The organism is Pseudomonas sp. Pseusp16 (genome assembly GCF_047324915.1).
In the GTDB taxonomy this organism is placed as follows: Bacteria; Pseudomonadota; Gammaproteobacteria; order Pseudomonadales; family Pseudomonadaceae; genus Aquipseudomonas; species Aquipseudomonas fluorescens_CD.
In genome coordinates, this window is record NZ_CP168522.1 from 3,051,422 (window position 1) to 3,069,951 (window position 18,530).

The window sequence follows — 18,530 nt, forward strand, 5'->3', positions numbered from 1 at the left end:
GCTAACACTTTATTCATGATCATCTGCGCTATTATCCCGCCATCAGGGTGCTGATTGGCGGGTTTTATACCGGTGCTTATCGACACTCTATCAGCTATATCATCCCACGCTCGCAACTCAGCATAAGGACCGACCATAAAATGAGGGTCGGGCGTTATATTTTTTAATATCGCACTCATTTCTGAGGGCATTCCTTTAATCGATCTGAATCGGTTCCGCTAGCGTGACTGCTATCGAGAGATCCATCTGCCCCAATATATATACTAGTCGTAGGCCACTTAGGATTTATAGCTATACAATGACTTTTTCCTGAGGCAGTCCAGTCAAACCGCATAAAAAAATCATCATTTGCAACAAGATGGCCGGGGCCTCCTGTAGATTGGCCGGGGAAAATTTCCCCTCGAAATATATCGTGCTGGGTATTTAGAACAAACTCCAACTTCCCGCCTCCCTCCTTTGAGAAATAGATTTTTACCCTCGGCACGGAGACATACCAGATAAAATACATCAGAAACAATATTACTAGCAGTCTACGCATAAACAAATGCAGCACCTTTTATTCGCATTTGTGGACACTTATACCTTTCCCCCAATCAGCAGGATCCCCGGCAAGCACTTCATCCATAATTATCTTGGCACTGACCCCTTCGGTTGAATAAATTCTGAAAAGGCTTACACCAATAGCTATAGACTTCCTATCCGGTATGTCATCCCATGCCCTTAATCCCTTTATGTCCTCTGAACGATTAGGGCCGGGCCTATTTTCCCAATCCTGAAGCTTACGGACCGCGTCGGAAATGATCTGCTCAGCACCTGCGCCATCCAGCAACACCCGCTCGGAAAAACCTGCAGCCATTCCTACGTAGCCATAATGAATATTCGACCAAATGTCATAAAAATAATCGTACCTTCCCTGTTTGTGGCGAACATCACCTCCAAAGTTGGCCTTTATCTTCGGCTTGTGATCCCAAGACCGATTCTGCCCAACCCGCTCTGCCCACAGCGCAAAAGCCTCGGCTTTTTTGGCAAGGGCGATGCTGTGGAAATTGGGTTGACGGCCGAGTCGGAGATAAAATGGAATTTCCATGTATTTACTTGTTTCAGCCTCAGGGTTATAGCTATTCAACTCCTTCATTTTCAGCACCGAAGCATGGGTGATGTTTCGATTCATCTCGCCGGCAATGTAGGCGGCAAGCTCTTCCATTTGATCAGGATGGTTACAGGCTCCGCCTCCATCAAGGTTGCCGAGTGGGGCAGTGACTTTTTCTGCAAGCTTTGGATCGGCCACCCCGGATTTCGTCGTAAACCCGCTATCCGCTTGAGTCGTTGGCGACCCGGCGGCGCTGGTGGCTTGCCGTGCAGGACTGGCCTTATTCCGATAGCTGGCGGTGAACACCGAGGGAATCAGTTGCGCTTTACAGGGGCAACCACTATGGCTGTCCAGCGTGCCCGCCATGGCTTTGCCATGACTGATCATGTGCGAAATGCCGCCGACAATTTTCTAAGTCTTGCCGTCCTTGCCACAGGTGACTCGATCACCATCGCGGGCATGGGCAATGCCGTACATCATGATCCGGGTGTCACCATCCAGGACCTTGCCGCCACAGGTGGTCTTGTCGTCCAGGCCAATGTAATAACCCTTGCTCACTGTTACTTCTCCTTATCATTCGGCCGTCCGCAATAATGCGGTGGACGCTAACAGCGTCGCGACCCCAACGGCAGGGCCTGCAGGACGATCAGGAAATTTCGCCAAAAGAAACAATCCATTTCCTACAAGAGTGTTTCTAAAGCGGATTTCTTCGGAAAGAAAAGTCAGAGGGGTCGATAACAATCGGCATGAAAAAACGGCCTGTCGAACCACGCATACCCACAGGACGTTGCGCCCATGCGGGGCGCACAAACAAAAACGCCCCGACCAAGGTCGGGGCGTTTTCATGTGCAGCTAAGGCTTAGCGCGGGAATGCTGGCGGGTTTACACCGGCCATGTCTTCCATCACGCGAACCACCTGGCAGCTGTAACCGAACTCGTTGTCGTACCAAACGTACAGAACAACGCGGTTATCCTGGGTGATGGTCGCTTCAGCGTCCACTACGCCTGCGTGGCGCGAGCCAACGAAGTCGGTGGAAACCACTTCCTGGGAGCTCACGTAGTCGATCTGCTTGTGCAGGTCCGAGTGCATGGCCATCTGGCGCAGGTACTCGTTGATCTCTTCGCGAGTGGTGGCCTTTTCCAGGTTCAGGTTCAGGATAGCCATCGACACGTTCGGCGTAGGAACGCGAATCGCGTTGCCGGTCAGCTTGCCCTTGAGCACTGGCAGCGCCTTGGCGGCTGCGGTGGCGGCACCGGTCTCGGTGATTACCATGTTCAGCGGCGCGGCGCGGCCACGACGGCTGCCCTTGTGGAAGTTGTCGATCAGGTTCTGGTCGTTGGTGAACGAGTGAACGGTTTCGACGTGGCCGTTGACGATGCCGTACTTGTCGTTGACTGCCTTGAGCACCGGCACGATGGCGTTGGTGGTGCAGGAAGCCGCCGAGATGATCTTGTCGTCAGGGGTAATGTCGCCATGGTTGATGCCGTGAACGATGTTCTTCAGCGCGCCCTTGCCAGGTGCGGTGAGGATCACGCGAGCAGCGCCCGGGCAGCCCAGGTGCTGGCCCAGGCCGTCGGCGTCACGCCATACACCGGTGTTGTCGACGATCAGCGCGTTTTCGATGCCGTACTGGGTGTAGTCGACTTCGCTCGGGCTCTTGGCGTAGATAACCTGGATCAGGTTGCCGTTGGCGGTGATGGTGTTGTTGGCTTCATCGATGGTGATGGTGCCATCGAACGGACCATGGACCGAGTCACGACGCAGCAGGCTGGCGCGCTTGACCAGGTCGTTCTCGGCGCCCTTGCGGACAACGATGGCGCGCAGTCGCAGGCCGTCGCCACCACCGGTTTTCTCGATCAGGATGCGTGCCAGCAGACGGCCGATACGACCGAAGCCGTAAAGGACAACGTCGGTGCCTTTGCGGGCGGAAGCGTTCTGCTGGCCAACCACGTCGGCCATCTCTTCACGGACGAACTGCTCGGCACTACGGCCATTGCCTTCGGCCTTGTATTTGGCCGCCAGCTTGCCCAGGTCTACCGAAGCGGCGCCGAGCTTGAGCTCGCTCATCGCCTTGAGCAGCGGGAATGTTTCGTGGACGGAGAGTTCGGTTTCGTCGGTCTGGCGATGACGGGCAAAGCGGTGCGCTTTGAGGATCGAAATCACCGAGCGGTTGATCAGGCTGCGGCCATAGATCGAGCTCACCACGTTGTTATTGCGGTAGAGCTGACCGATAAGCGGAATCATCGCTTCTGCGAGTGCTTCACGGTCGATCCATTCACCAAGACACTGGTCGGGCTTCTGAGTCACGGGAACCTTCCACATGTAGGGGCAGAAAAAAGGGGCTACATTATGCCGCCGAGTGACAGCGGTAGCAATGCGCGCCCGTCGTGCTTTACGTAACAAATCGTCGTTCAAAAAAATTACGCCTCGCTCCAGCCCAGTAAAACCGGGGCTTTCAGCACAGTCAATTTTTTGGAGCCAAAGTCTCGTTGTCCGTAACCCTCCGTAACACTCGTTGTTTTTGCCACTACATATTCATTAATTCTAGGTAAAAAAGCGCAGAATTTTGTCTTTACCACTACATTTCGCCAAACCCGTGCTTTAGACACAGTCAGCAACTGACAGGCGGCATCGTAGACCGCTACAATTACCGACTTTGTCGCAACGCTTGGAGCTCAACCTTCCGTGCCCGTTCTGCGTCTACCGCTTCTCCCTGCCGCGGCAGGTAAACAGCACTGGGGCAACCTGCCCGGTGCCGCCCTGAGCCTGGCCATTGCCGAGGCCGCCAGCGCTGCCAAGCGCTTTACCCTGCTGCTGACCGCCGACAGCCAAAGTGCCGAACGGCTGGAACAGGAGCTGGGTTTCTTCGCCCCGGATTTGCCCGTACTGCACTTTCCCGATTGGGAAACCCTGCCCTACGACCTGTTCTCACCGCACCAGGACATCATTTCCCAGCGTATCTCGGCGCTCTATCGACTGCCGGAGTTGAGTCATGGCGTGCTGGTGGTGCCGATCACCACGGCCCTGCACCGCCTGGCGCCCACCAAATTCCTGCTCGGCAGCAGTTTGGTGCTGGATGTCGGCCAGAAGCTCGACGTCGAGCAAATGCGCACCCGGCTTGAAGCCACCGGTTATCGCTATGTCGATACCGTGTACGAGCATGGCGAGTTCACGGTCCGCGGCTCGTTGATCGACCTGTTCCCGATGGGCAGCAAACTGCCATACCGCATCGACCTGTTCGACGACGAAATCGAAACCCTGCGCACCTTCGACCCGGAGAATCAACGCTCCATCGACAAGGTCGACTCGGTCAAGCTGCTGCCGGCCAAGGAGTTCCCGCTGGAGAAAGAAGCCGTGACCCGCTTCAAGGCGCGTTTTCGCGAGCGCTTCGATGTCGATTTCCGTCGCTGCCCGATCTTCCAGGACTTGAACAGCGGGATCACCCCGGCCGGTATCGAGTACTACCTGCCATTGTTCTTCGAAGAAACCTCGACGCTGTTCGATTACCTGCCACAGGACACGCAAGTGTTTTCCCTGCCGGGCATCGAACAGGCCGCCGAGAATTTCTGGAACGATGTGCGTAATCGCTATGAAGAACGCCGTGTCGATCCTTCCCGCCCTTTATTACCGCCAGCCGAGCTGTTCCTTCCAGTGGAAGACTGCTTCGCGCGCCTGAAGAACTGGCCGCGCGTAGTGGCCAGCCAACAGGACATTGAAAGCGGTGGCGGCCGCGAGCGCTTCCCGGCTCGAGAACTGCCGAACCTGGCCATCGAAGCCAAGGCCACCCAGCCATTGGCGGCACTGGCTGGTTTCCTCGACGAATTCCCCGGACGCGTGCTGTTTACCGCCGAATCCGCAGGCCGCCGCGAAGTGCTGCTGGAACTGCTGGAACGCCTGAAGCTGCGACCGAAAACCGTCGACAGCTGGCCGGACTTTGTCGCCGGCAAGGAGCGTCTGGCCATCACCATCGCACCACTCGATGAAGGCCTGCAGCTCGACGACCCGGCCCTGGCCCTGGTTGCCGAAAGCCCATTGTTCGGTCAGCGCGTGATGCAGCGTCGGCGTCGCGAAAAGCGCGCCGATGCCAACAACGATGCCGTCATCAAGAACCTCACCGAGCTGCGCGAAGGTGCGCCGGTGGTGCATATCGACCACGGTGTCGGCCGCTACCTGGGCCTGGCGACCCTGGAAATCGACAACCAGACCGCCGAGTTCCTCGCCCTGGAATACGCTGAAGGCGCCAAGCTGTATGTGCCGGTGGCCAACCTGCACCTGATCGCCCGCTACACCGGCAGCGACGACGCCCTGGCCCCGCTGCACCGCCTCGGCTCCGAGACCTGGCAGAAAGCCAAGCGCAAGGCCGCCGAACAGGTTCGCGACGTGGCCGCCGAGTTGCTCGACATCTATGCACGCCGTGCGGCCCGTGAAGGCTACGCCTTCGCCGATCCGAAAGCTGACTACGCCACCTTCAGCGCGGGTTTCCCGTTTGAAGAAACCCCGGACCAGCAAACCACTATCGAAGCGGTGCGCGACGATATGCTCGCGCCCAAGCCCATGGATCGCCTGGTGTGCGGCGACGTCGGCTTCGGCAAGACCGAAGTGGCGATGCGCGCCGCGTTCATTGCCGTGCATGGCGGCAGGCAAGTGGCGATCCTGGTGCCGACCACCCTGCTCGCCCAGCAGCACTACAACAGCTTCCGCGACCGTTTCGCCGACTGGCCGGTGACCGTGGAAGTGATGAGCCGCTTCAAGTCGGCCAAGGAAGTGAACGCGGCGGTCGCGGACCTGGCCGAAGGCAAGATCGACATCGTCATCGGCACGCACAAGCTGCTGCAGGACGACGTCAAAATCAAAAACCTGGGCCTTGTGATCATCGATGAGGAACACCGTTTCGGCGTGCGCCAGAAAGAACAGCTCAAGGCGCTGCGCAGCGAAGTCGACATCCTGACCCTCACCGCCACGCCGATTCCGCGCACGCTGAACATGGCGGTGTCGGGCATGCGCGACCTGTCGATCATCGCCACTCCGCCGGCCCGTCGCCTGTCGGTACGCACCTTCGTCATGGAGCAGAACAAGAGCACGGTCAAAGAGGCCTTGCTGCGTGAATTGCTGCGTGGCGGCCAGGTCTACTACCTGCACAACGACGTGAAGACCATCGAGAAGTGCGCCGCCGACCTCGCCGAACTGGTACCGGAAGCCCGAATCGGCATCGGTCACGGGCAGATGCGCGAACGCGAACTCGAACAGGTGATGAGCGACTTCTACCACAAGCGCTTCAACGTGCTGATCGCCTCGACCATCATCGAGACCGGCATCGACGTACCGAGCGCCAACACCATCATCATCGAGCGCGCCGACAAGTTCGGCCTGGCGCAGTTGCACCAGTTGCGCGGTCGGGTCGGACGTAGCCACCACCAGGCGTACGCCTACCTGCTGACGCCACCGCGCCAGCAAATCACCCCGGACGCGGAAAAGCGCCTGGAAGCGATTGCCAACACCCAGGACCTCGGCGCGGGCTTCGTGCTCGCCACCAACGACCTGGAAATCCGTGGCGCCGGCGAACTGCTCGGTGACGGCCAGAGCGGGCAGATCCAGGCTGTCGGTTTCACGCTGTACATGGAAATGCTCGAGCGCGCAGTGAAGTCGATCCGCAAGGGCGAGCAACCGAACCTCGATCAACCGCTGGGCGGTGGCCCGGAAGTCAACTTGCGGGTACCGGCACTGATTCCGGAAGACTACCTGCCGGATGTCCACGCCCGCCTGATTCTCTACAAGCGCATTGCCTCGGCCACCGATGAAGACGGTCTCAAGGATTTGCAGGTGGAGATGATCGATCGTTTCGGCCTGTTGCCGGAACCGACCAAGAACCTGATCCGCATCACTGCACTGAAGTTGCAGGCCGAGCAACTGGGCATCAAGAAAGTCGATGGCGGCCCCCAGGGCGGTCGCGTCGAGTTCGCCGCACAGACGCCGGTCGACCCGCTGACCCTGATCAAGCTGATCCAGAGCCAGCCAAAACGCTACAAATTCGAAGGCGCCACGATGTTCAAGTTCATGGTTCCGATGGAGCGCCCGGAAGAGCGCTTTAATACTGTAGAGGCGCTCTTCGAGCACCTCGTTCCGAAAACTGCTTGAAGGACGCCGCATGCGCCTGTTTCGCTCACTGACCTTGCTGACCCTGTTGATGCCAGCATTGGTCGCACCTACGGCATTTGCCGATGACCTGTATCAGGTCGAAATGATTCTGGTCCGTCAAAACGCCGTACCGGCGATTGTCAGCCGTGCCGCGCCGGAAGACTGGGCAGCTGGCGCACAACCGGTCAGCCCCGACAGCCTGCGTACGCCAAGCCTGAATGGCGAGGTGGAAAAACTCACCAGCAGCGCCGACTACACGGTGTTGCTGCACAAAGCCTGGCAACAGACCCTCGGCGAAGCTGGCAGCAAAGTGGCGATCAGCGACGGCAAGGAACAATATGGTCAGTTCCCGATCGAGGGCACGCTGAACATGAAGCTGGGACGCTTTACCGATGTCGACGCCGATTTCTGGGTCAATCAGATCGATGCCAATGGCATGGTGACCGCCAGCGAGCGCTTGAAACAGGAAAGCCACACCAAGAACGGCCAGCTGAACTTCCTCGACAACGGCCACCTCGGCCTGCTGATCAAGATCACCTCGCTGACCGCCCCAGCCCCCCGCCCAGCTCCCGAAGAAATTCCGGACTGATTGAAGTCCCTATGTCCGCGACCCTGAGCAAACCCCTGGCACCGTCCTGGGTCAGCCGATTCAAGGAACAGAGCCTGGAGCGTGGCCGCCGCTACGCGCTGGAGAATCGCGTCAGGATCGTTGAAGCCGGCGATGCCACGATCATCGCCGCGTGCGAAGGCTCTGGCGGTAACGTTTACCGTCAGACCATTCGCCTGCGCGAGTCAGCCAAGGGCACCCTGCTGATGGTCGACGCCACTTGCTCCTGCCCGGTCCACAACAACTGCAAACATTGCGCAGCGGTGCTCCTGCAAGTGCAGGAAACCCTCGACTACCCAGCCGCCGCCAAAGACGCCGAACTCCTGGAAAAACTCCAGGCAGTCCTGGAAAACCGCAGCCCGAAAGCCCCGCCACAAGTGCTGGTGGACAATGTGCAACCCGTCCCGCGCCTGTGGCTCGCCAGCATCGAGTTCAGTGCGTTCGAACCGCGCAACGGTCGAATGCAGCGTTACATTCAGCATCGCGCGGCGCTGTCTTTCAGCTATCTGGACGAGTACGTTTCCGGTCAGAAAAACGCCGACATCCTGATTCGTCAGGAGACCCAGACGCTGCGGATAAAACGCCACCCGGAAGTGGAACAGTCCTACCGGGAACAACTGCGAATCCTCGGCTTCAAAGTGGCCACCCGGCAAAGCAAGGCCTTGCCGGAAAGTGCCGGCGAGCTGTTCGAGATGGTCAATGACAGCGCCTGGCTGACTTTTACCCTCAATGAACTGCCGAAGTTGCGCACCCAGGGCTGGGAATTGCAGATCGACGAGGACTTCGGTTTCGACCTGACGGCGGTAGACGACTGGTACGCCACGGTCGAACAGGTACCGGAGCGAGACTGGTTCGATCTGGAGCTGGGGATCATCGTCAACGGCGAACGCCTGAGCCTGTTGCCGATCCTGCTCAACCTGATGCGCTCCCACAGCGAAATCCTCAATCCGGAACGCCTTGCCCGACGACGCGACGACGAGCTGATCCTGGTCAATATTCCCAATCGCCCGAACTCCGAACACGGGCCACTGCAAGTCGCCCTGCCCTTCGGCCGCTTGAAGCCGGTGCTGGCAACCCTTGGCGAGTTCTACCTGCAGGAGCCCGGCGAAACCACGCTGCGCCTGAGCAAGGCCGATGCCACGCGCCTGAACCCGCTGGAAGACATGCCACTGCTCTGGGAGGGTGGAGAGCAGATCCGCACCTTTGCCCAGCGCCTGCGCGACATCAAGGACCACACGGCCATTGCCCCGGACGGCCTGAATGCGACGCTGCGTCCGTATCAGCTCGAAGGCTTGAGCTGGATGCAATCACTGCGGCAGCTGGAAGTGGGCGGAATTCTCGCGGACGACATGGGCCTGGGCAAAACCCTGCAGACACTGGCGCACGTCCTGAGCGAGAAAAACGCCGGCCGCCTCGATCGGCCGTGCATGGTCGTGATGCCGACCAGCCTGATCCCCAACTGGCTCGACGAAGCGGCGCACTTTACGCCCCAGCTCAAAGTACTGGCGCTATACGGTGCCAGCCGCAAAAAGCACTTCGACAAGTTGGCCGATTACGATCTGATCCTGACCACCTATGCACTGCTGCCCAAGGATGTCGAACGCCTCGCGGCGCAGCCCTTGCACATACTGGTGCTGGATGAAGCGCAATACATCAAGAACCCCGGCAGCAAGGCGGCCCAGGCTGCCCGCGAGCTCAACGCCCGGCAGCGCCTGTGCCTGAGCGGCACACCGCTGGAAAACCATCTCGGTGAACTGTGGTCGCTGTTTCACTTTCTCTTGCCCGGCTGGCTGGGCGACGTCAAAAGCTTCAACCGCGATTACCGCGTGCCGATTGAAAAACGCACCAGCGAGGTCAGGCTTCAGCACCTCAACGGCCGGATCAAGCCGTTCCTGCTGCGCCGCACCAAGGAACAGGTGGCCACCGAGTTGCCACCGAAAACCGAGATCATCCACTGGGTCGAGCTCAACGAGGCCCAACGCGACGTCTACGAAACCATGCGCCTGGCCATGGACAAGAAAGTCCGCGACGAAATCACCCGCAAAGGCGTGGCCCGCAGCCAGATCATCATTCTGGAAGCACTGCTCAAGCTGCGTCAGGTGTGCTGCGATTTGCGCCTGGTCAACGAGGCGACCCTGCCGAGCCGTGGCAGCACGTCAGGCAAGCTCGACAGCCTGATGGAAATGCTCGAGGAATTGTTCGAGGAAGGTCGGCGGATCCTGCTGTTCTCCCAGTTCACTTCAATGCTGTCGCTGATCGAAGACGAACTGAACAAACGCGGCGTGGCCTATGCCCTGCTGACCGGCCAGACCCGTGATCGCCGCACACCCGTGAAGGAATTCCAGAGCGGCAAGCGTCAGATTTTCCTGATCAGCTTGAAGGCAGGTGGCGTGGGCCTGAACCTGACCGAAGCGGACACGGTGATTCATTACGACCCGTGGTGGAACCCGGCGACGGAGAACCAGGCGACCGACCGGGCGTATCGCATCGGCCAGGAGAAGCCGGTGTTCGTTTACAAAATGATTGCCCGCGGCACGGTGGAAGAAAAGATTCAGCACCTGCAAAAGGAAAAATCCGACCTCGCGGCCGGCGTGCTGGATGGGCGCAAGGCCGGGGACTGGAAACTGCAGAACGATGATATCGAGGCGCTGTTTGCGCCGCTGCCGAAAAACCTCGAAAAACGCTGAGATTTGCGGCGTCTGAACCGGCCTCTTCGCGAGCAAGCCCGCTCCCACATTTGATTTGTGTTTAGCCTCAACAGTGGAGGCAACACAAAACCACTGTGGGAGCGGGCTTGCTCGCGAAGGGGGCGACTCGGCATAGCGCCTGACTCAGCCCTTGAGCACCCGCGCCAACGTCGATTTCACCTTGCCCATACCGTCATGCAATGCCTGCTCGATCTCGGCCATGGTGATTACGGCCGTCGACTTGCCCGCCGCCGGGTTCACCACCAGCGCCAGGCAGGCGTAATCCAGTTCCAGTTCGCGGGCCAGGGCTGCTTCGGGCATACCCGTCATACCGACGATGTCGCAGCCATCGCGCTCCAGCCGGGCGATTTCAGCCACCGTCTCCAGGCGCGGCCCTTGAGTGCACGCATACACGCCATGACTGCTGTAGCCCACGCCTTCCGCCGCCAATGCCGCGATCAGTTGCTGGCGCAATGGTTCGCTGTAGGGGTAGCTGAAGTCGATATGGGTGACGTGCTCCAGATCATCGGCAAAGTAAGTGTGTTCACGACCGCTGGTGTAGTCGATCAACTGATGCGGCACGCAGAAATGCCCTGTGCCCATGGCGGAATGAATTCCACCCACGGCATTGACCGCGAGAATCGCCTGCGCCCCGGCCTGCTTCAACGCCCAGAGGTTGGCGCGGTAGTTGACCTGATGCGGCGGAAAACGATGCGGATGACCGTGACGTGCAAGGAACAGCACTTCCTTGCCGGCATATTCGCCGATCTGAACGTCGGCCGAAGGTGCACCGTAAGGCGTGTCCACTGTCAGTGACTGACGAATGCTCAGGCCTTCGAGCTGAGTCAGGCCAGTGCCACCGATAATCGCGTAAACCGTCATAACGAACAGTCCTTAATCAATCAATTGAGCTTCTTTGAGCGCGCCGACAGCGGTCAGCCAGCGCGGGTCCTGACGGTATTCGGTGCTGGCGAACGACTGGCCGCGCATCCGCGCAATACGCTCGGATGGCTTGACCTTCAGACGCTGGGCAGCGCTCAGGGCGAGCTCGGCGGCCGCACGGTCGTTGCACACCAGGCCCATGTCGCAGCCGGCAGTCAGCGCTGACTCGATTCGACTGGCGGCATCGCCGACCACGTGAGCCCCCGCCATGGACAAGTCATCACTGAAAATCACCCCGTCGAATTGCAACTCGCCGCGCAGGATTTCCTGCAACCAGCGACGGGAAAAACCGGCCGGCTGGGCGTCGACTTGTGGATAGATCACATGGGCGGGCATGACCGCGGCCAGTTGCTTGCTCAATCTGGCAAACGGCACCAGATCGTTGGCGCGGATCTCATCGAGACTGCGTTCGTCGTTGGGGATCGCGACGTGGGAATCCGCTTCGGCCCAGCCGTGACCGGGGAAGTGCTTGCCGGTGGCCGCCATGCCTGCGCTGTTCATCCCGCGGATGAAAGCACCGGCCAACCGGGCGGCGCGCTCCGGGTCACCCTCGAACGAACGGGTACCCACCACCGCGCTGCGTTGGTAATCGAGGTCGAGCACCGGGGCGAAACTCAGGTCCAGGCCAACGGCCAACACTTCGGTCGCCATGATCCAGCCACACTGCTCGGCCAGGTATTCGGCGTTCGGGTTGTCGGCAATGGCGCGCATGGCGGGCAACCGCACGAAACCCTGGCGCAGGCGCTGCACGCGACCGCCCTCTTGATCCACCGCCAACAGCAGATCGGGACGAATGGCGCGAATGGCTGCACTCAGCTCGCGCACTTGACGCGGATGCTCGATGTTACGGGCAAAGATGATCAAGCCACCCACTTCGGGCTGGCGCAACAATTGGCGATCTTCAGCCGTCAGCCAGGTACCGGCGACGTCCACCATCAACGAGCCTTGCAAGCCAGCAGTCATAGTTTTTCCTTGATAACAGAAAACCCGCCCCACACGAATTCGCCGCCGGGGGCAGTGCCCGGCAGGTCGGCGGTATCAATGGGAAACGGGTTCAGAAACAGAGTCGGCATGGGCGGCTAGCTTAGCGGATGTCAGCTGCCGCGCCCACCCGTGTACGGTTAAACCTTGGCGGCAACCGGCGTCGATTTAGTGCGCGGACGCAACTGGGCTGTGGCCATGGCCGCATCCGTCACACCGGATTCGGCGCGCATGCCGGCGGCCAGGAATGGCACCATCAGGCGCATGACCTGCTCGATCGAAGTGTTCACGCCAAAGTCGGTTTCAGCAATCGCCCGCAAGGCCTTGATGCCGGACATGCTGAACGCTGCCGCACCGAGCATGAAGTGCACGCGCCAGAACAGTTCGATGGGGGGAATGCGCGGCGCCGCTTCGTTGACCAGCGTCATGTAGCGGCGGAACACCTTGCCGTACATGTCTTCCAGATAACGACGCAGGTGGCCCTGGCTCTGACTGAACGCCAGCCCCAGCAAACGCATGAAGATAGACAGGTCGTTGCCACTGCGCGGCTGCACCACCAGTGCCTGCTCGACGAGGATTTCCAGCAACTCTTCGAGTGTCGGCCTGATTTCAGGCTTGGCCTGACGCCGCTCCAGCTCTTTATCGAGACTGATGCAGAACGGCCCGAGGAACCGCGAGAAAACCGCCTGGATCAACGCCTTCTTCGAACCGAAGTGATAGTTCACCGCCGCCAGGTTGACACCCGCCTTGCTGGTGATCAGACGCAACGAGGTTTCAGCGAAACCTTTTTCCGCGAACAACTGCTCGGCGGCATCAAGAATGCGTTCAACGGTTTCCGACTGGGCCATGGCTACTCCGCCTGACAAACACTTGTTTGAAACATACGTTTCAGCCTGTGCCTTGTCAAGTCTGGCAGTTCGTTTTGGGAATGGTCGGTCAGACATTTAACCACACAACGACAAAGCTTCAATCCACTGACTGATTGACCGTCCGGCGGCGACTGAAAAAAGGAGCATTGCCAAGACCGCCTTACTGTATATAATCCCAGTCACTGTATAAAAAAACAGAGCGATCAATATGCTAAAGCTGACGCCACGACAAGCAGAGATTCTGGCTTTCATCAAACGCTGCCTGGAAGACAACGGATATCCACCCACCCGCGCGGAAATCGCTCAGGAACTGGGTTTCAAGTCACCCAATGCAGCGGAAGAGCACCTCAAGGCGCTGGCCCGCAAGGGTGCCATCGAGATGACGCCTGGCGCCTCCCGTGGCATTCGCATCCCTGGCTTCGAAGCCAAGGCCGACGACTCCACCCTGCCGATCATTGGCCGGGTCGCAGCCGGTGCCCCGATTCTTGCGCAGCAACACATCGAAGAGTCCTGCAACATCAATCCTGCCTTCTTCCATCCGCGTGCCGACTACCTGCTGCGCGTCCATGGGATGAGCATGAAAGATGTCGGCATTTTCGACGGCGACCTGCTGGCGGTCCACACCACCCGCGAAGCCCGCAACGGCCAGATCGTGGTTGCGCGAATCGGCGACGAAGTGACCGTCAAGCGCTTCAAGCGTGACGGCAGCAAAGTCTGGCTGATCGCCGAGAACCCCGAGTTCGCCCCTATTGAAGTGAACCTTCAAGATCAGGAACTGGTGATCGAAGGCTTGAGTGTCGGCGTCATTCGCCGCTAAAGGAGGCACCATGCAGTTCCCACAGACATCACCACAGCAAGCCCAACTGCCGTTGTTCGAAGCGTTCATGGCACAGCCATTGGCGCCGATTCTGAAAGACGTAGTCGAGTCCCCCTGGAGCGCCGAACCTGACGTTTTCAGCGAGCTGTCACTGCGTGGTGCAGCCGGGAACTGCCTGAGCCTTCTGGCCCCCATCCTCAGGGAATTGAGCCAGGACCAGGATGCTCGCTGGCTGACACTGATCGCGCCGCCCGCCAGCCTGACCCAAGCCTGGCTGCGAGATGCCGGCCTCAACCGCGAGCGCATCCTGTTGTTGCAACCGCGGGGCAGCCAGAGCGCCCAGCAACTGACCTGCGAAGCGTTGCGCCTGGGGCGCAGCCATACGGTGGTCAGCTGGATCAACCCGCTGAGCTCCCAATCGCGGCAACAACTGATCAGCGCCGCCCGCACCGGGGACGCTCAGAGCCTGAATATTCGACTGGGTTAACTGACAGGCAAAACGCGGGCTTCACCGCGCGAGGCTTCTCCAAGGACAGAGAAGCCGATGAGTAGCGATATCAAGAAAAACGACAGACGGGGATCAATGCAGAACCCGTGTCCCCTCTTCCTTGTCGAATTCGCCTTCAACCAGGCGACCTGCCATCTGCACACCGACGCTCAACATCGCCTTGGCGACTTCCACGTGCTGCCCTTGCAGGAACGCTTTGGCGTCCTCGGAGAAATCCAAAGTAACCAGAGAACCCTCGTCCTCGGCCCTGCGCAGCTCGATTCGGCCGTCTGGTAACTCGACAATTTCTAGAAAGGACGTTGGCATAAAGGACTGTTCTCCACGAAAGGCGGGGATTATATAGGCATCGCTCGGGCTTCGCTTGGGATCTTGACCAGATGTCATCACCCGACGGCGAGTGTCAGCACTCGTTCAACCCTTCACGAAACCGGATCGCCAACGCTTTCAGGTTCTGACGCCAGCTCTCCAGCTCCTCCCGACTCAGTTCCTCCGGCGCGTCCTCTTCATCCAGATTGACAGCCTGAATCAGTGGCTGAGTCACGTCCCCTTTCGGCTTGTGCGGCGCGCGTGGTGGCTGAAACAGCGCAGCATGGGCGGCCAACAGTCTGGCCAGCCAGGTCTCCGGGTTATTGGCCAGCTCGACCATCTCGGCCATTTCCGGAATGGCGATGGTTTCCAGCACCTCGCGAGTCAGCAACAACTCTGCACGGGACGCATTGGCCTGAGGCAAGCGATAGAAACCGGCGATTTCGTGACACAGGCCCAACAGCGCGCCGTACAGGTGAAACAGCGCGGATTCGCGTCCGGCCTGGATCAGCGCCAGCGAATTCATTGCCCGACTTTCTTCAGTACGGGCCAGTGCTTCCAGCGACAAGCCGGCGAAGTAAATCTTCTGATTGGTGCGGGTATAAAGTTCGTGGGCCATGACGGCAGCCTCCACAACGAAATAATTGCTTCATGCAGGTATGACAGTGTCGTGGATCACCCGATCCGACCGCAAGCCCAAAACAAAAAGGCCGCATGAAAACCCGAAGGTTCTCATGCGGCCTTGCGCACTGACTGTAGGAGCGAGCTTGCTCCGGGCGGCGTTCCGACGATGGTCGTCAACGATGACGCGGGCCTACAGGATGCCCGCGTTGCTCTCAGGTCCATCGCGAGCAAGCTCGCTCCTACAGGGGTGGCGGCTTTACGCCTTGGCTGCCGGACGCTTGTCTTCGACCGCCCACTTGCCGCCGTCGTAGAACGCTTTCCAGCCAGTCGGCTTACCGTCGACCTCGGTCTGTACGTACTGCTCCTTGGTCTTGCGACTGTAACGAATCACAGCCGGGAGGCCATCCGGATCTTTCTTCGGCGCTTCGCAGAGGAAGTGATACTTCGGATCGATCTCATCCTTGTGCGGGATGATTTCCATCACCAGCGGAGCACGAGTCTCGCGGTTTTTCGGGAACTGGCTGGCCGCCAGGAACAGGCCGGATGCACCGTCGCGCAGAATGTAGGTGTCGTTGACCTTTTCGCACTTCAGCTCAGGCATCTTCACCGGGTCCATCTTCGGCGGCGCCGCATCACCGCTCTTCAGCAGTTTGCGGGTGTTCTTGCAGGTGGCATTGGTGCAACCGAAGAACTTGCCGAAACGGCCAGTCTTGAGTTGCATTTCGCTGCCACACTTGTCGCACTCCAGGCTCGGACCTTCATAGCCCTTGATGCGGTAAGTGCCCTCTTCGATTTCGTAGCCATCGCAATCCGGGTTGTTACCGCAGATGTGCAACTTGCGCTTCTCATCGAGCAGGTAGGCATCCATCGCCGTGCTGCAGATCGGGCAGCGATGCTTGCCACGCAACACCAGCGACTCCGATTCACCCTCGTCGTCCGCAGCGATTTCATCGCCCGGCACCAGGTTCACGGTGGCCTTGCAGCGTTCTTTTGGTGGCAGGCTGTAACCCGAGCAACCGAGGAACACACCGGTCGACGCGGTACGGATCTGCATCGGGCGACCGCAGGTGGTGCACGGGATGTCGGTCATCACCGGCTGGTTGGCACGCATGCCGCTTTCCGGGCTTTCGGCCACTTCGAGTTTCTTCTTGAAGTCGCCGTAGAACTCGTCGAGCACGTTTTTCCAGTCACGTTCGCCCTGGGCCACGTCATCGAGATGCTCTTCCATGCCCGCAGTGAAACCGTAGTCCATCAGGTTGGAGAAGCTCTCTGCCAGACGCTCGGTGACGATGTCGCCCATCTTTTCCGAGTAGAAACGACGGTTGTGCAGCGCCACGTAGCCGCGGTCCTGGATGGTCGAAATGATCGCCGCGTAGGTCGAAGGACGACCGATACCGCGCTTTTCCATTTCCTTCACCAGGCTGGCTTCCGAGTAGCGCGCCGGCGGCTTGGTGAAATGCTGGGACGGATCAAGCTTGATCAGCTTCATCGCGTCGCCCTGGGCCATGTCCGGCAATACGTCGTCGTCGCCCGGCTTGGCGATTTGCGGCATGACGCGGGTGTAACCGTCAAACTTCAGGATGCGGCCCTTGGCGCGCAGCTCGAAGTCACCGGCACCCACAGTGACGGTAGTCGACAGGTATTGCGCCGGCAGCATCTGGCAAGCGAGGAACTGGCGCCAGATCAGCTCGTAGAGGCGCTCAGCGTCACGCTCCATGCCCGACAGCTTGCTTGGCTCGGTATTGGCGTCGGACGGACGAATCGCTTCGTGAGCCTCCTGTGCGCCTTCCTTGCTGCTGTAGACGTTCGGGGTTTCCGGCAGGTACTTCTTGCCGAACTCGCCTTCAATATAGGTACGCGCCATCGCCACGGCATCAACCGAGAGGTTGGTGGAGTCGGTACGCATGTAGGTGATGTAGCCGGCTTCGTACAAACGCTGGGCCATCATCATGGTTTTCTTCACACCGAAGCCCAGGCGGTTGCTCGCGGCCTGCTGCAGGGTGGAGGTGATGAACGGTGCCGACGGCTTGCTGCTGGTCGGTTTGTCTTCGCGCTTGACGATGCTGTAGCTGGAAGCCTTGAGCTTCTCCAGCGCCGCCATGGCCTGGGTTTCATTGAGCGGCTTGAAGGCTTCGCCTTTCTCGCGGGCCACGTCGAAACGCACGGTCGCGCCTTTGGCGGTGCCGAGGTCGGCGTGAACTTCCCAGTACTCTTCCGGGATGAACGCGCGGATTTCACGCTCACGCTCAACCACCAGCTTCACGGCAACCGACTGCACGCGACCGGCGGACAGACCACGAGCGATCTTGGCCCACAGCAGTGGCGAAACCATGTAACCCACGACGCGGTCGAGGAAGCGACGTGCCTGCTGGGCGTTGACACGGTCGATATCCAGCTCGCCCGGCTGGGAGAAGGCTTCCTGAATCGCCTTCTTGGTGATTTCGTTGAACACCACGCGCTTGTAGCGGCTGTCGTCACCACCGATGGCTTCGCGCAGGTGCCAGGCAATGGCTTCCCCCTCGCGGTCCAAGTCGGTTGCGAGATAGATGGTGTCAGCATCCTTGGCGAGCCGGCGCAGCTCTTCGATGACTTTTTCCTTGCCTGGGAGGATCTCGTACTTGGCTTTCCAGCCATGATCGGGATCGACACCCATGCGCGCGACCAGCTGCTTGCGCGCCTTTTCTTTCGGCGACAGTGCCGGCGCTTCACCCGCAGCAGCCTTGCCGCGCTTGGCGGCTGGCTCTTTGCTGGCGCTAGCCGAACCGCTGGTGGGCAGGTCTCGGATATGGCCGATACTCGACTTCACCACGTATTCGTTGCCCAAATACTTGTTGATGGTCTTGGCCTTAGCCGGGGATTCCACAATGACCAGCGATTTGCCCATGGATCAGAAAATTCCTGAATTCGAGAAGTGAAAGGCGATTGGCGCCTGACGCGGCACCGCTATATATAGTGGCAACAAG

The 18,530-nt window shown here is 59.4% G+C and carries 14 protein-coding genes; 5 read left to right on the top strand and 9 right to left on the bottom strand.

All coding sequences use genetic code 11. From position 1 onward, the window contains the following. Positions 1-556 precede the first annotated feature (556 nt). The 3 genes from ACEN8Q_RS13815 to ACEN8Q_RS13825 form a co-directional block, all read right to left on the bottom strand. Complete coding sequence (locus ACEN8Q_RS13815) at positions 557-1,477, bottom strand: polymorphic toxin type 44 domain-containing protein (RefSeq protein WP_413705355.1); 921 nt, start codon at positions 1,475-1,477, stop codon at positions 557-559. Between the two features lie 24 nt (positions 1,478-1,501). Beyond that, positions 1,502-1,648: a PAAR domain-containing protein gene (locus ACEN8Q_RS13820; protein ID WP_413705356.1), complete on the bottom strand. Its 147-nt coding sequence runs from the start codon at positions 1,646-1,648 to the stop codon at positions 1,502-1,504. Between the two features lie 301 nt (positions 1,649-1,949). After that, positions 1,950-3,413 (bottom strand): glyceraldehyde-3-phosphate dehydrogenase, encoded by a 1,464-nt coding sequence (locus ACEN8Q_RS13825; protein WP_413705357.1) that lies wholly within the window; start codon positions 3,411-3,413, stop codon positions 1,950-1,952. A 363-nt stretch (positions 3,414-3,776) separates the two neighbouring features. On the opposite strand from ACEN8Q_RS13825, the gene mfd reads away from it, so the two are divergent. Genes mfd through ACEN8Q_RS13840 form a run of 3 tightly spaced genes read left to right on the top strand, consistent with a single transcriptional unit; the run spans position 3,777 to position 10,520 of the window. Then, positions 3,777-7,226, top strand: coding sequence for a transcription-repair coupling factor (mfd, locus tag ACEN8Q_RS13830; RefSeq protein ID WP_413705358.1), 3,450 nt, complete (start codon positions 3,777-3,779; stop codon positions 7,224-7,226). 10 nt (positions 7,227-7,236) lie between these two features. Next, entirely contained in the window at positions 7,237-7,815 is a 579-nt protein-coding gene (locus tag ACEN8Q_RS13835; protein ID WP_413421419.1) for a CsiV family protein, read from the top strand. A gap of 11 nt (positions 7,816-7,826) precedes the next feature. Next, on the top strand, positions 7,827-10,520 hold the full coding sequence (locus ACEN8Q_RS13840) for an SNF2-related protein (protein WP_413421417.1): 2,694 nt from the start codon (positions 7,827-7,829) through the stop codon (positions 10,518-10,520). Between the two features lie 144 nt (positions 10,521-10,664). Here ACEN8Q_RS13840 and ACEN8Q_RS13845 read toward each other — a convergent pair whose 3' ends face one another. The 3 genes from ACEN8Q_RS13845 to ACEN8Q_RS13855 form a co-directional block, all read right to left on the bottom strand. After that, positions 10,665-11,402 (bottom strand): S-methyl-5'-thioinosine phosphorylase, encoded by a 738-nt coding sequence (locus ACEN8Q_RS13845; RefSeq protein ID WP_057400208.1) that lies wholly within the window; start codon positions 11,400-11,402, stop codon positions 10,665-10,667. A gap of 12 nt (positions 11,403-11,414) precedes the next feature. Next, positions 11,415-12,413: a beta-N-acetylhexosaminidase gene (gene nagZ, locus ACEN8Q_RS13850; RefSeq protein WP_413705500.1), complete on the bottom strand. Its 999-nt coding sequence runs from the start codon at positions 12,411-12,413 to the stop codon at positions 11,415-11,417. A gap of 170 nt (positions 12,414-12,583) precedes the next feature. Then, complete coding sequence (locus ACEN8Q_RS13855) at positions 12,584-13,291, bottom strand: TetR/AcrR family transcriptional regulator (protein WP_413421414.1); 708 nt, start codon at positions 13,289-13,291, stop codon at positions 12,584-12,586. A 229-nt stretch (positions 13,292-13,520) separates the two neighbouring features. On the opposite strand from ACEN8Q_RS13855, the gene lexA reads away from it, so the two are divergent. Together lexA and sulA are read left to right on the top strand one after the other, a co-directional pair. Continuing rightward, on the top strand, positions 13,521-14,129 hold the full coding sequence (gene lexA / locus ACEN8Q_RS13860; protein WP_007974043.1) for a transcriptional repressor LexA: 609 nt from the start codon (positions 13,521-13,523) through the stop codon (positions 14,127-14,129). 10 nt (positions 14,130-14,139) lie between these two features. Further along, positions 14,140-14,616, top strand: a complete 477-nt coding sequence (sulA, locus tag ACEN8Q_RS13865; protein ID WP_413421412.1) for an SOS-induced cell division inhibitor SulA — start codon at positions 14,140-14,142, stop codon at positions 14,614-14,616. A gap of 93 nt (positions 14,617-14,709) precedes the next feature. Here sulA and ACEN8Q_RS13870 read toward each other — a convergent pair whose 3' ends face one another. From ACEN8Q_RS13870 to topA, 3 genes are all read right to left on the bottom strand, one after another. Continuing rightward, on the bottom strand, positions 14,710-14,943 hold the full coding sequence (locus ACEN8Q_RS13870) for a hypothetical protein (protein WP_008023011.1): 234 nt from the start codon (positions 14,941-14,943) through the stop codon (positions 14,710-14,712). Positions 14,944-15,037: 94 nt separating this feature from the next. After that, complete coding sequence (locus ACEN8Q_RS13875; protein ID WP_085716758.1) at positions 15,038-15,562, bottom strand: DUF6586 family protein; 525 nt, start codon at positions 15,560-15,562, stop codon at positions 15,038-15,040. Positions 15,563-15,823: 261 nt separating this feature from the next. Next, the gene (topA, locus tag ACEN8Q_RS13880; RefSeq protein ID WP_413705359.1) at positions 15,824-18,451 is read right to left on the bottom strand and encodes a type I DNA topoisomerase; all 2,628 of its coding nucleotides are present in this window, start codon (positions 18,449-18,451) and stop codon (positions 15,824-15,826) included. Positions 18,452-18,530: the final 79 nt, after the last annotated feature.

Coding starts and splice junctions, on each gene's coding strand:
- ACEN8Q_RS13815 (WP_413705355.1), bottom strand. CDS start 1,477: ATGATCAGTCATGGCAAAGCCATGGCGGGCACGCTGGACAGCCATAGT.
- ACEN8Q_RS13825 (WP_413705357.1), bottom strand. CDS start 3,413: ATGTGGAAGGTTCCCGTGACTCAGAAGCCCGACCAGTGTCTTGGTGAA.
- ACEN8Q_RS13835 (WP_413421419.1), top strand. CDS start 7,237: ATGCGCCTGTTTCGCTCACTGACCTTGCTGACCCTGTTGATGCCAGCA.
- ACEN8Q_RS13840 (WP_413421417.1), top strand. CDS start 7,827: ATGTCCGCGACCCTGAGCAAACCCCTGGCACCGTCCTGGGTCAGCCGA.
- ACEN8Q_RS13845 (WP_057400208.1), bottom strand. CDS start 11,402: ATGACGGTTTACGCGATTATCGGTGGCACTGGCCTGACTCAGCTCGAA.
- ACEN8Q_RS13855 (WP_413421414.1), bottom strand. CDS start 13,291: ATGGCCCAGTCGGAAACCGTTGAACGCATTCTTGATGCCGCCGAGCAG.
- lexA (WP_007974043.1), top strand. CDS start 13,521: ATGCTAAAGCTGACGCCACGACAAGCAGAGATTCTGGCTTTCATCAAA.
- sulA (WP_413421412.1), top strand. CDS start 14,140: ATGCAGTTCCCACAGACATCACCACAGCAAGCCCAACTGCCGTTGTTC.
- ACEN8Q_RS13870 (WP_008023011.1), bottom strand. CDS start 14,943: ATGCCAACGTCCTTTCTAGAAATTGTCGAGTTACCAGACGGCCGAATC.
- ACEN8Q_RS13875 (WP_085716758.1), bottom strand. CDS start 15,562: ATGGCCCACGAACTTTATACCCGCACCAATCAGAAGATTTACTTCGCC.
- topA (WP_413705359.1), bottom strand. CDS start 18,451: ATGGGCAAATCGCTGGTCATTGTGGAATCCCCGGCTAAGGCCAAGACC.